The 14,040-nt window shown below is 31.2% G+C and carries 10 protein-coding genes; 3 read left to right on the top strand and 7 right to left on the bottom strand.

Features of this window, described 5'->3' with window-relative positions; genetic code table 11:
- Positions 1–5 precede the first annotated feature (5 nt).
- From DFQ07_RS06415 to DFQ07_RS06400, 4 genes are all read right to left on the bottom strand, one after another.
- Positions 6–2,381, bottom strand: a complete 2,376-nt coding sequence (locus DFQ07_RS06415) for an FdhF/YdeP family oxidoreductase (RefSeq protein ID WP_208107679.1) — start codon at positions 2,379–2,381, stop codon at positions 6–8.
- Positions 2,382–2,512: 131 nt separating this feature from the next.
- Positions 2,513–3,409, bottom strand: a complete 897-nt coding sequence (locus tag DFQ07_RS06410; protein ID WP_133535464.1) for a leucine-rich repeat domain-containing protein — start codon at positions 3,407–3,409, stop codon at positions 2,513–2,515.
- A 241-nt stretch (positions 3,410–3,650) separates the two neighbouring features.
- On the bottom strand, positions 3,651–4,646 hold the full coding sequence (locus DFQ07_RS06405) for a metal-dependent hydrolase (protein ID WP_133535463.1): 996 nt from the start codon (positions 4,644–4,646) through the stop codon (positions 3,651–3,653).
- Positions 4,647–4,807: 161 nt separating this feature from the next.
- Complete coding sequence (locus DFQ07_RS06400; protein ID WP_133535462.1) at positions 4,808–5,683, bottom strand: LysR family transcriptional regulator; 876 nt, start codon at positions 5,681–5,683, stop codon at positions 4,808–4,810.
- 166 nt (positions 5,684–5,849) lie between these two features.
- Here DFQ07_RS06400 and DFQ07_RS06395 point away from each other — a divergent pair, with 166 nt between their 5' ends.
- Positions 5,850–6,194, top strand: a complete 345-nt coding sequence (locus tag DFQ07_RS06395; RefSeq protein WP_133535461.1) for a 5-carboxymethyl-2-hydroxymuconate Delta-isomerase — start codon at positions 5,850–5,852, stop codon at positions 6,192–6,194.
- Positions 6,195–6,357: 163 nt separating this feature from the next.
- Here DFQ07_RS06395 and DFQ07_RS06390 read toward each other — a convergent pair whose 3' ends face one another.
- Both DFQ07_RS06390 and DFQ07_RS06385 read right to left on the bottom strand, forming a co-directional pair.
- On the bottom strand, positions 6,358–7,056 hold the full coding sequence (locus DFQ07_RS06390; protein WP_133535460.1) for a LytR/AlgR family response regulator transcription factor: 699 nt from the start codon (positions 7,054–7,056) through the stop codon (positions 6,358–6,360).
- Entirely contained in the window at positions 7,053–8,114 is a 1,062-nt protein-coding gene (locus DFQ07_RS06385; RefSeq protein ID WP_133535459.1) for a sensor histidine kinase, read from the bottom strand. Before DFQ07_RS06385 ends, DFQ07_RS06390 begins: the two co-directional genes overlap by 4 nt.
- A 235-nt stretch (positions 8,115–8,349) precedes the next feature.
- Here DFQ07_RS06385 and DFQ07_RS06380 point away from each other — a divergent pair, with 235 nt between their 5' ends.
- Positions 8,350–10,533: a DUF5916 domain-containing protein gene (locus DFQ07_RS06380; RefSeq protein WP_133535458.1), complete on the top strand. Its 2,184-nt coding sequence runs from the start codon at positions 8,350–8,352 to the stop codon at positions 10,531–10,533.
- A gap of 251 nt (positions 10,534–10,784) precedes the next feature.
- Here DFQ07_RS06380 and mnmE read toward each other — a convergent pair whose 3' ends face one another.
- Positions 10,785–12,179 carry a tRNA uridine-5-carboxymethylaminomethyl(34) synthesis GTPase MnmE gene (gene mnmE, locus DFQ07_RS06375; RefSeq protein WP_133535457.1) on the bottom strand — a complete coding sequence of 465 codons (1,395 nt, stop codon included), beginning with the start codon at positions 12,177–12,179 and terminating at the stop codon, positions 10,785–10,787.
- Positions 12,180–12,601: 422 nt separating this feature from the next.
- Between mnmE and DFQ07_RS06370 the strand changes: the two genes are divergently transcribed.
- A partial coding sequence (locus tag DFQ07_RS06370; protein ID WP_243743945.1) for a PKD domain-containing protein occupies positions 12,602–14,040 on the top strand: 1,439 nt, incomplete at its 3' end.

Here is a 14,040-nt window from a genome sequence, read left to right as displayed (position 1 = left end):
GCTTTTTAATTGGTTCTCTTTTTGTAAAGAACACCGTCTATTTTATCGTATGCATCCGGATTGTGTTTTTTGATTTTGATTTTAATATGTTTTGAAGCAGGCATATTACTTCCCTTTACTGTATTATGAATAGAAACTAACACATTAGTTTCAGGAAAATAAGTAACTGTGTTTTTCTCAGGAATAGGATATTCAACAATAATAAACAAAGGAGCAACACGCTCTGTGTTATTGTCATAGTTGTATAAATCTACTTTGTCACCAGCTTTAAAACCGGCTTTTTTGATATCCTTTTTATTCATAAAAATTACACGACGCTCATTATGAATACCGCGATAGCGATCGTTTAAGCCATAAATAGTAGTGTTAAATTGATCGTGTGTTCTTACAGTAGCCATTAAATACTCATCATCAGCAAGGGTATTTTGAGGCAATGATGTAATAGAAAACGGAACACGATCTCCAAATTCTTTTGTTTGAAAGTTTCCTTCACGAGCACCATTGGGTAAGTAAAATCCACCTTTTTGTTTTACACGAACATTATAGTTCTCAAAACCAGGAATACATTTTTCAATATCATCTCTTACTGCATCATAACTATCCATATAACGATCCCAATCAACTACACTTCTGTCTCCTAAAGTCGCTTTTGCCATTCGACAAACAATATGCGTTTCGTTGATAAGTTTGTCAGAAATTGGTTTTAGCATTCCTTTTGACCACTCAACAATCCCCATAGCATTTTCGGTACTCACATATTGTAATTCTCCGTTTATTATATCAGTTTCACTACGAGAAATGGTTGGTAAAATTAATGCTTCTTTACCATGAATAAGGTGAGTTCTGTTTAGTTTGGTAGAAACACAAACAGATAAATCTAATTGTCTCATTCCGTTTGCGGTATAGGTGGTGTCAGGAGTAGCTGATAAGAAATTACCACCCATACTAAAATGAACTTTAATTTTTCCTTCATTCATTGCTTTTATGGTACCTACAACATCATACCCGTTATTTCTTGGAGGATTAAATCCAAAAACCTCCTCTAATTTATCTAATTGTTCTTTTGAAGGATGATTATTGATAAGCATCGTTCTATTCCCTTGAACATTGCTATGACCGCGTACAGGACATGAACCTGCTCCAGGTTTACCAATACTTCCTTTTAGGAATAATAAATTTAAAACCTCTTTTATAATATCTACACCATTGGGTTGCTGTGTAAGTCCCATTCCCCAACAAATGATAATTCTATTTTTATAAGCTAACATTTTAGCAGCTTTACGGATATCTTCTAATGAAACACCAGAAGCTTTTGCCAGTTCATCAATATCATAGTTTTCTATTAGCTTGATTAACTCGTCATAACCTACCGTTTTATTTTTGATAAATTCTTGATCAAAAACCTTACCTGGAGCTTCTTTTTCAAAGAGTAAGAGTAACTGCTCTATTGCTTTTAATAGTGCTAAATCACCATTAATTTTTACAGGAAGGTATGAGTCGGCAAGTTGTATCCCTTTACCTAAAATACCACTTATTTTTTGAGGATCTCTAAATCCCATTAAACCAGCTTCAGGAAGAGGGTTAACGGCTATAATTTTAGCGCCGCTCTTTTTCCCTTTTTCTAGGGCACTCAACATTCTTGGCGAGTTGGTTCCAGGATTTTGTCCGATAATCATAATAATATCGGTATCATAAAAGTCATTTAAAGTCGCTGTACCTTTACCAACACCTGTTGTTGCAGCTAGTGTAAATCCTGAAGTTTCATGACACATATTTGAACAATCAGGAAAGTTGTTAGTGCCAAATTCACGAACAAAAAGTTGATAGGAGAAAGAGGCTTCATTACTTGTTCTACCCGAAGTATAAAAAGCTGCATTATCTGGAGATTCTAATTTGTTTAAGTGTTCTGCAATTTTACTAAAAGCGTTATCCCAACTAATAGGTTCGTAATGTGTACCATTTTTAGGTAAGTACATAGGTTCAGAAAGTCGACCTAAATGTCCAATTTCATAATCAGTTAATTGAGAAAGCTCATAAACAGAATTTTGTTTAAAAAAATCAGCGGTAATTCTTTTACTGGTAGCTTCTTCAGCGATAGCTTTTGCACCATTTTCACAGTATTCGGCAATAGAAGAGCGGTCATCATCAGGATCAGGCCAACCACAACTAGGACAATCAAAACCATCAAACTGATTCATTTTAAACAACGCTTTTCCACCTCTAACCAATGCCTTATCGTTGATTAAGCTTTTTATAGCATTGGTAACTCCAGGAATACCTGCAGCCCAATCTTTTGGTTTACCAGTTCTTAAACTTAATAGTTTGTAAGGAGGCTCAGCAGAAGGTTGTTTATCAGTTTGTTTTTTGGGTTTGTTGCTCATGCCTTTTATATAATCTTTTTGAGATATAAAATTAAGAAAAAAAACTAAGTGATATTATCTGGGAATTATTGTTTTTAGTGAAAGTAATTAAGGTTAAATAATTAAGATGATATTATCATAGTAAAATTTTATTAATCACAGATTGTGTTAAATTCTTGATAATCAGATTTAAAAAATATAGGGATATTTTGACCATTATGTATCTTAATGCAGAATAAGCTAGGGTTTGCATTAACAGTTAAGCGATTCAAATTTACCAATCCGCTTACATCGAGTGATGTAAGTAAGTTACTGGAACAATACAATACTTCAATATTACTGTTAGATTCCAAGTCGATATTTTTAAGCTTGTTATCAGATAAAGCTAAAACTTCTAAAGCTTTATTAGCGGTAAAATCTACTTCTAAAAGCTTATTATTTTGTGCTAAAATGGTTTTTAAGCTTATTGCTTTTTTAACATCTAAAGACATTAGGAAGTTATCTCTAACATTTAAGGTTTCTAAATTGGGATTATCAATGCTTAACGTTTCTAATGAATTATAGTATAGACTTAACCATTTTAGATTAGTAGCATTTTTTAACCCAGTAATAATACTCAATTCATTTACATCAAGGTCTAACTTGATTAATTTCGTATTGTTACTCAAATCAATATTTTTAAGGGAATTCCCAGCAAGTACCAAAGTATCTAATTGTTTATTCAACCTCAAGTCTATAGTGGTTAAATTGTTTCCTGTGGCATGTAATCTTTTTAGGTTAATAAATCCTTCAATACCTGTTAGGTCTGTAATTATATCATCATTGGATGTATTTAAATTAAGACTGGTAACTCCTAATGCGTCACTTTTTAATAGTTGTTGGTTGACAATACCATCTGAATCTATATCCAGATTGATTAGTTTGGTCTCAAATTGTGCATCGGGAATGTTTAAATAGTTTTGCTCTTCGGTATGCTCATCACTAGAACATGAAATAAAAAGGCAACATGATAGAAGAATAAAACTTAATTGTTTTAAATAACGTTTCATAGGTAAGATTTTATTTTTTTTTTCGATAACAAAACTCGGGAATAAACTGTTAAAAAAAAATTGATTTAAGTTAATTTTTTAGTCTTATTTATATAAAACAATAAAATTGTGTTTAAGAAGAAGTTTTAGATACTTTCTTAAGTAAAACCTTTTTCTTTGTTAATGCTTTTGAATGTCTAATAAGGTTATTTACTCCAATAGTAACTAAAATGGTTTTACCACATATACAACGATTTCTCAATTAATTCCCTTGAATTCTAACCCAAAGATCTTTTAGTAATTGTTTGGCTTTCTCTCTATTTCTAGGAACTTCCTCTACGGTAATAATGTTATGTTCTTTTGTTATTTTAAAACTAAAAGCAAATTGTTGAAAGTTAGGAGTTACACTTAATAAACCAAATCGTAAATCGTTTAAGTATAGTGTATTGCTTTTCTCTGAAATAGTGTACCAACCTTTAGTTATCTTAATAAGCCGTTTCACTTTATTATCATTATTATATTTTCCCAGTAAGTGATGATTTTTTGGATAAGAATAAAATTCAATCGACTTAGTATCAAAAAGAGAATAATAACCAATAAGGTAAGCATCTTCAGTTTCTACATTAGCTGACCATAAAATAGCATTGAGAGGAGTAGGTTTGGTTTCAATTTCGCTGTATACAATTCCTTGACTGTCTAGTGCTTGTTCGAATTTAGTATAGGTAATTCCTTTAATTATGATAGTCAGGAGCATATAAGAACTACTTACGATAAGTCCCAAGTTATTGTATTTTCTTCTTTTTTTAGAAGCTTTTGATTGAAACATAGCCATCAATAAAAAGGCTAAAAAAGGAAGCGTGTAAAGAGGATCAATCACAAAAATATTTTTGAAAGCCAATCGTATATCTAGAGGCCAAAAAAGTTGAGTACCCCAGGTGGTATGTGCATCTAAAATAGGATGTGTTATAAAACCCCAAAACATGAGTAATGCCCATTCTTTAGTGGAGGCATTTTTTTCATATAAGGAAATGAGCCATCCAAAAATCCATCCAAAAACAATTGCAAAAAATATAGAGTGTGTAAAACCTCTGTGTATTTCTAGAGCTGTAATAGTATCAAACAATTTTCCGATATACACATCTAAATCAGGGATAGTACCTGCAATAGCTCCATAAAGCATTGCTTTGTTACCAACTTTTTTTCCTAATACAGCCTCTCCTACAGCGGCTCCAAGAACAATTTGTGTAAGTGAATCCATACTGTAAAAATACTTATAAAAGATATTCAGATTAGTTTATTTATTTCTAATGCTTAAAGAGTTTTGATTTCTGGATGTTTGTTTGTTGATTATTAATATATTAGTACATGTTTTAATAATAAGTACTTTGGTGGTTTGGAGTTATAGAAAACCAGTATAGATTAAACAAGAGAGTCATTTATAATTTTATAAAACTCTTTAGCTGCTTTTTTTTCATAAATATCTTTAATAGATATAATCATTCCTTTTCTTACCATTTGAGGCTGAATAATAGGGACAGAAATTAAAGAGTTAAAATTCTGAACAGTAGTCTTTGCTAATACAGTAAAAAACTTACCAGTTTTAACCAAATCTAAAAGCATAGGTATATCGTTAACTTCTAGTGAAATGTTTAATTCTAGGTTTTTCTTTTTGATTATTGAATCTATATATTGTCGAGTGCTAAATCCTTTAGCAGGTAAAGCTAATGGAAACTGTACTAAATTTTCCATTTTTACTTTTTTAAGGTTGTTTAATTCTGAATCGGAAGCACCAATTAAAACCATTTCTGAGTCAAATAGGAATTGGTATTTATGATTTTTGTTGACTTCAAATTCCTGAAAAGATAAGACGAAGTCTAGCTCAAAGTTGTCAAGTTTTTCTATCAATTCTTTTGATGTACCATAAATTACATGAATTACTATTTTTGGATATAATGACAAAAATTGAGTTATCGATCCTGTTATGATATGCTTCATTCCGTAAGTAGCTCCAATTTTTAGCTCACCAGTATCTAAGTTTTTTAAGTCTTTCAATAAGTCAAATCCGTTATTAGCACTATTAACACTTTGAAGTGCGTATTCATAAAACAATTCTCCAGCTTCAGTTAGTTTTACCCTCTTCCCAATACGGTTGAATAACGGAACTCCTAGCTCAATCTCTAATTGTTTTATTTGTTGCGATAAGGTACTTTGGCTAATGTATAATTCAGCAGCAGCTGCTGTAAAGTTAAGCAGTTCCTTTGCTTTTAAAAAATATCGTAATTGTCTTAATTCCATATTAATCGGTTTTATCGATTGATGTTATCGAAAAATAGCATTTTGCAAATTTAAAAATTCTCTTCAACTTTGGTGTAGATTAATAATAAGCATTCCATATCAAATAAAAATTCTAAAACAATGGGTGATAATAAATCATTCATAAAATATAAATACACACACAATTATGCCACATTTTATTATAGACTGTTCAGAAAATATTATTTCACTCAAGTCACCAAAAGACATTATGCAAAAAGTTTATGATACAGCAGAAACTACAGAACTTTTTGATGAAGGTGATATTAAAGTAAGAATTAATCCTTATAAATATTACAATGTAGGAAACACAACAAACGATTTTATTCATGTGTTTGCTAACATGATGGAGGGTAGAAGTGTCACTCAGAAAAGCAGATTATCAAAAAAGATAGTAGCAGAGTTAAAAATGATGTTTCCCGATGTGCCTGTTATTTCAATAAATATTAGAGATTTTGAAAAAGTTACTTATTGTAATAAATCCATGATTTAAACAAATCATGAGGTTTATTTAAGAAAAAGACAGCTTTAAAGCTGTCTTTTTTTTAGTTAGACATTTTCCAATCTATTTGCGATACAGAAAATAATTTATTCAGTAAAATCAATGTCTTCAGATAATTGAGATTGAGAAAATGAGGGAGATGTTTTTTTTGTTGTTAATGGTTTAGTTTAGAGAGTGTTATGTCTTTGTAGCTTTCTCCAATTGGTATTTCTATTTTTCCGATTTCTACATCATTCTTGGTATAAGCAGTAATTTTGTCTTTATTGATAATGTATGATCTGTGAATTCTTACAAAACGTAGGTCTAACTTTTCTTCAAAAGCAGAAATACTTGATTTGGTCAAATGTTTTTCTTCTGCCAAATGAATTTTTACATAATCCTTTAAACTTTCTACATATAAAATAGTATCTAGATATACTTTTACTTGTTTTCGATCTTTTCTAATATATATATAGGTCTCTTTGTTTTTTGGTGCAGTAGCAGGAACCATACTTCCTCTTTGCAGAGCTCTAAACTTTTCCACTGCATTAAAAAAACGTTGAAAAGTAATAGGCTTTAAAATATAATCAACAGCATTTAATTCAAAACCTTCAATAGCGTAATCTCTATAAGCTGTGGTAAAAATAACTTTTGGTTTGTGTACAAGGTGTTTAAAAAAGTCGGTACCTTTTAAAACAGGCATTTCAATATCTAAAAACAACAAGTCGATGTGTTCTTCTTGCAATATTTTGCTGGCATCAATAGCGCTAGCACAAGAAGCTACAATTTCAAAATCGTCTAATTGAGACAGATGCGTTTGTATCAATCCTCTTGCTAGTTCTTCATCATCAACAATTAAACATTTGTAGGTCATTTTATAGGCAATTTTAAATCTACATTAAAACTTTGGTTTTCTTCTTTTATTTTTAAAGAATAGGTGTCTAAATACAGTAATTCTAACTGTTTTTTTACATTGTTGAGTCCGATGACTTTTTTGGAAACATTTGAGGTGTTTTTAGCAATGGAGTTTTCAATGGTAAATAATATTAAGTTTCTTTCAACAGTAATAGTAATATGAATGAATGCTCTTTTTAATTCTTGAGAAACCCCATGTTTAAAAGCATTTTCAATAAAGGTTAAGAGAATTAAAGGAGCTATTTTAGCTTCGGGTTGAATATCTTTGTTAAAACTAATTTCTACTCTATTTCCATAGCGTACTTTTTCCAACGCCAAGTAATTCTCTATTAAATCAATTTCTTTGAATAAGGGTACGTATTTATTGTTACACCCATATAACATATAATCTAACATTTCTGAAAGTTTAGCAATGACTTCAGGAGTTTCGTCTGATTTATTAATTGCCAAAGCATATAAATTGTTCAAGGTATTGAATAAAAAATGTGGATTCAATTGGTGTTTTAAAGCAGAAAGTTCTGTAGCTTTTTTCTGTTCGTTTAGCTGTAAATAGGTTTGTTTTTCTTTATAAAACTTTGCAATTACAAGTAAAGCAGTTGGAGTAAGTATAATGGTCGATTTTCCTATGAAGATGCGAAAGTCTAATATTTTTTTCCAAAAAAAACTACGAGAATCATATGGAAGTTGACTTGGTTTTGCATATTTAGGTAGATGATAATATTCGTGATATCCTACAAAAATGACAAATACGAATGCTAATAAAAGCAACAAGCTTAATACGAATGGTACATTCTTTTTAGGTGTTAGAAATCTAGGAATTAAAACATACAAACAGGTATAAGCAACAATAATCTGACAGCCAATATAAATGATATAATGACCCAATACTTCGCCATAACCACTGTAGTAGTTCATGTTTACAGTACCTACAAAATAAGTATATACGCCAAGCCAAAACAAGATGTAATTGACGATTGGATTCTTAAAAATGGCGGGTGTATTTTGTAAACTACTCATCTGCACGCTAAAATACAATATTACTAAAGATGTGTTGGAAAAGTAGCTTAAATCCTAAATATTGTCGCTAGATATTTAAAAACTATCGACAAAAACGATATCCGTTTAAAATCTATTTTATAAAGGTATAAAGAACCTCTTGGTCTACTTTTAAAAATAGGAGTATAGGCTGTTTATAGATTTGCTCGTGGAGGTGTTTAAGAGAACACTAGATTCAAATTTTTAATAATAATATATGAAGCAAATTGTACTACTTTCTGTCGTTTTATTAACGACTTTGTCATTAAAATCACAAAACAATTTAGAAAGCGGTCGTATTGTTTTTAACAATACCAAAATAGACTTAGATGGTCAACTAAATGAAGCTGTTTGGAACAATCTAATTCCCGAAAACAATTTTTTAAATTATATTCCAAATAATGGGGAAGTAGCCCCTAACCAAACAGAGGTAAAAATGTTTCATAATGGAAAGAACTTATACATCAGTGCGGTGTATAGTGATACTTCACCAAAAGTGCAAATAGGTTCTCTAAAACGAGATGATATTGGTGTTTCGGGAGCAGAAAGTGATTCGTTTGCCATTATTTTAGATCCTTATAATCAACAACAATCAGGATATTTTTTTATTGTGAATATGGGCGGAGCCTTGATAGATGCATTATTGTATAGAAATGGTGATGGATTTCGGGTGAATACGAGTTGGAATACTATTTGGAAAGCCAGAACTTCAACTCAAGGAAACCAAAAAATATACGAAGTAGAAATACCCCTAAAAACATTGGGATATAAAGCTGAAGCTTCTGAGTGGGGGGTAATGTTTCATTCCAGAAACATCAAATTAAATGAATGGACTACCAGTACACCGATAGATCGAAATTATACCCAATTCGATTTGCGTTTTACCAAAATGTTTGAGGTAGAAAACTTAAAAGAAAATAGTGTTTCTCGATTTGCGGTAACTCCGTCGATTACGATGAATTATTCGAAAGATGTTACTAATCATACCGATGATACTATGTTTAAACCGAGTGTAGATGCACAGTTTAATGTGAGTTCTTCTTTAAAATTAGATGCAACGATTAATCCTGATTTTTCACAGATTGATGTAGATCAACAGGTAACCAACTTAAGTAGATTTTCTGTATTTTTTCCTGAGCGACGTAATTTCTTTTTAGAAAACAGCGACTTGTTTACCAATTTAGGGGTAAGTAACGTAGATCCTTTTTATTCAAGAAGAATTGGAGTTAATAGCGAAATATCTTTTGGATTAAAACTCTCTGGAAATGTAGCTAAAAAAACGCGATTGGGTGTATTAAATGTGGCTACTAAGCAAGAAGGAGATATACCAGCACAGAATTATGGGGCTTTGGTGGTACAACAAAAATTATCGAAAAGTTTTACCGCAACAGGATTTTTAATTAACCGACAAGAAACTGATGGTTTATCTTTTAAAGATGATTATAATAGAATCACAGGAATTAATATGAACTATCAATCAAAAAATAATCGTTGGGCGGGAATCACAAATTTTGCAACCACTGCTACTGATGGTGTTTCTGGTGATAATAAATTTTACAATGCTGGAGTATGGTATAACAAAATCAATGTATCTGGATATGCAGGTCTTAGAAAAGTAGGAAGAAATTATATAACCGACGTAGGTTTTGTACCACGGTTGTATAATTTTGATGCAGCTACTGAAATTATGGTTCGAGAAGGATATACACAGGCTAGTGGACGCATTAGTTTAACAAAATTCTATAAAAACTCTAAATCTATTGATCATCATCGTTATTTAAATTTATCGAACAATACTTATTGGGATGAAGAAGGAAATGTTACTCAGTCTACCACTGTAATCAACAACGATTTAATCTTTAAAAATCAGTCGTTTTTATATGGTGGAGTTCGTTTTGAGCATGTGAATTTAAAATATACTTTTGACCCGTTAGGAAACGGAAACTTCATAGTAGCCGATACCTATAAATATTTTGATGCCGGAATTGGTTATGTTTCTGCCGAAAACAAAACTTTTCAATATAGTGGTAATGTTAGTTATGGAAGCTATTATAGCGGAACAAAAAAACGTATTAGTTTAAACACGCAATACCAATTGATGCCATTGGCACGTTTGCAACTGCGTTACGAACGAAATGGTATTGATTTAAACGAACTGGGAAGCGAAACCTTTCATTTAGCTCGTTTTACAGGAGAAGTATTCTTTTCGAACCGATTGAACTGGACTACTTATATTCAATACAATACTCAATTTGATAATTTTAATATAAACAGTCGTTTGCAATGGGAGTACAAACCCTTATCCTATATCTATTTAGTAATTTCCGATAATTACAACCAAAATCTTACTCGTAAAAATTGGGGTATGGCTTTTAAATTGAATTATCGTTTTGATTTTTAATTGTGTTAGTTTTTTAGAATTTGTATTATACAATAAAGTATTACTAAAGAAAAGAAAATCTATTTACTGATACAGAAAGTAATAGCCCTAGTAAAATTATCATTAAGTAATTAAGATAAAAGACAGAACAATGAAAAAAACATAGATAAAAAAGAGAAGTTAATTACAAGAAAGGGTTTAGTTAAGAAAAGACAGCTTTTATAGCTGTCTTTTTGCTTTTATATAGTTATCTTTTCTTAGGAATTAAAACTTTACTTCCCGATACAGAAGTTTCCAAAAATGTGACCTAAAATATCTTTATCTACATCATATTCACCAGTAATATTTCCTAAATGACGTAAGCACTCTCGAATATCAATGGCAAATAAATCAGAAGAAATACCTAATTCAATACCATTTTTAACAGAGTTAATACTTTCTAGGGCATGATTTAACGCTTCAAAGTGACGTGAATTTGTAACAATCGTTTCGTTATTACTTAAAGCTCCTGTGTTTACTAATGAGATAAGCTCATTTTTAAGCTCATCAACTCCAATATTTTGCTTAGCAGAAAGTAAAATTAAGTTTTCAATCTCTGATTGTAAAATAGAAGAGTCATGACAAGATAACGTATCTATTTTATTGGCTATAACCAATAAACGTTTGTTAGGAAAACGTTGTTTTATAGTTTCAATTTCTTCTAAAAATAAGTCTTTAGAATGTACATACTTGTTAGAATCAATTAAGAAAATAATTAGCTGAGCATTTTCTGCCTTTTCATAAGCTTTTTTAATACCGATACTTTCAACAACATCTTCTGTTTCTCGAATACCAGCAGTATCTATAAAACGGAAAGCAACCCCTTCAATAATTAACTCATCTTCAATAGCATCACGAGTAGTACCTGCAATATCAGAAACGATCGCTTTTTCTTCATTTAACAGAGCATTTAGTAGTGTAGATTTACCAACATTAGGTTCTCCGATGATAGCTACAGGAATTCCATTTTTCATGGCATTTCCAAAAGCAAAAGAATCAATTAATCGCTTTAATACCGATGAAATTTTAGCAACTAATTCTTTAAATCTAGTTCTATCAGCAAACTCAACATCTTCACCAGAAAAATCGAGTTCTAGCTCTATTAAAGCAGCAAAATCTAGTAGTTGAGCTCTTAACTCTTTTAGTTCATTGGTAATTCCACCTCGCATCTGTTGAATGGCCATTTGATGAGAAGCAGCAGAATTTGAAGCAATAACATCTGCAACAGCTTCCGCTTGCGATAAATCCATTTTACCATTCAAAAAAGCACGCATGGTAAACTCACCATTATCAGCCATTCTACACCCATTCTTTAAAAATAGTTGTATAATTTCTTGCTGAATAAAACTTGAACCATGACACGAAATTTCAACTACATTTTCACCCGTATACGAATGCGGATTTTTAAAAATAGATACTAAAACTTGATCTAAAATCACATTATTATTTACAATATGACCTAAATGTAAGGTATGCGATTTTTGATTTAGCAATGACTTATTTTTGTGAATTGAAGTAAAAAAAGAGTTCACTATTTTAATAGAATCTTCACCTGAAAGTCTAATTACAGATATAGCGCCAACCCCAGCAGGAGTAGCTAATGCAATAATTGTATCGTTTTGTATCATGCTACAAAATTACCTAATTTAAAAGGAAATCTTATAAAATGCAATGAAGATATTTTTTTCTTTAAGGATATAGGGAAACCCCCCTTTTTATAATTTCCGTTTTTTAAAACTAAAAATAAGCATTACATTTGGTATATGAGTTTTGATACTCAAAAACGTTAACCTTTCAAGAAATAATATTACACTCTAATAGATATTATTTTTTTCCTCACTAAATTTTATTGAATACCCTCGCACACTTATATTTCCCTAAATTATAGTGCTTTTTATTTATCCCTTTTACCTCTCCTATATCAGATGTTTATATCCCTTTAGTTTATCCCCGTACGTAAGTAGATTTTAATTAAAGACTAAATCTTTGATTGGTATGATGTCACCTAAATGATTTTAGAGAGCAAAGAAATAATCTTAAAATTTTGAGTATGGGAATGAAAATGACTCATTTAAAAAAACTAATATTTATTGTTTTGCTGTTGTGTGGAGGTCTAGTATTTTCACAGACAACAGTTAATATGGAAGCTCCATGTGAAATTTCTGGTTGCGGCGCTCAAGACGTTGAAATTGGAAGTGTTTATATTGGAGATATTAATGGAGATCCAATAACCACTTGTACAGTTGGAAATCCATTGGCAGATATTTACTTATATGTAGATATCTCTAAAGCTGCAAGTAAAATAGATTTATACTTACAGTTTTATTTAATGAATGGTACTGATAAGATTGATAAAGATGGAAATGTTTATGTTGGTACCGACAAAATAAGTATAGGTATATCAGGATCAATTAGTCCAGGAGTTTATCAGATGTTTGAACTGGTAAATTATACTTGTGGTGAAGAACTAACCTTAACAGATGTTTATATTTCATGGCAAACTCCAGGTAGTGTTGTAGGTCCAGGTTGTGCTACCCAAAAGTCGAAATGTTCTGGTGAAAACTTACCACCAATAGATGTACAAACACCTATAGCACCAAACTTTACATTTGAATATGATTGTGGTGTTAATGGCTTTCAAAGTGTAACTTTTACAAATACTTCTACAGGAGGAGATGGAACCATTACTTATGAGTGGAGTTTTGGAACAGACTCATCACCCACAGTGGCAGCAACAGAAGGTCCTCACCATGTTAGTTATACCAGTTCAGGAACAAAAACGGTAACCTTAATAGTTACAGATGAAGATGGAGATACCAATTCAATAATAAAAAACATTACAATTGATAGTACACCTTTAGCAGCTATTGTAGGAACAGATGTAAAATGTAATGGAGGAAACGATGGTATAGGCGATTTAACAGTAACAGGAGGTAAAGCTCCTTATACCTATTTATGGAGTACTGGAGCCACAACAGAAGATGTAAGTAATTTAGGAATTGGAACACATAATGTTACAGTTACTGATGCCAATGGATGTATAGCTTTAGCAGAAGTGACAATTAACGAACCATCAGCATTATCACTTTCTCTTTTAGGAAGTGATTTAAGTTGTGGAGGAAGTGATGGAGCTATTGATTTAACAGTATCAGGAGGAACAGCACCTTATACCTATTTGTGGAATACAGGAGCAACTACCGAAGATATTAGCGGCTTAATAGAAGGAACGTATACGGTTACCGTTACTGATGCCAATGGATGTCAAAAGGAAGACTCCACTACTTTAGTGTCAATAGATAATGAAAATCCTATTATTAGTGTACCCGAAAATTTAGGAATAGAAGGTTGTGATGAAAATGATATAACAAGCCTTAATGCTAGATATCCTTTTAGCTTATCAGAATCTTCTGATATTAAAGATAGTTTTGTTACTACTGGTTATACTGCCTCAGATGATGGAGTAATTGCTAGTATAACATACATAGATGA

The sequence above is a fragment of the Tenacibaculum caenipelagi genome, assembly GCF_004363005.1.
GTDB lineage: Bacteria > Bacteroidota > Bacteroidia > Flavobacteriales > Flavobacteriaceae > Polaribacter > Polaribacter caenipelagi.
This window is presented reverse-complemented; position numbering and strand designations above follow the sequence as displayed.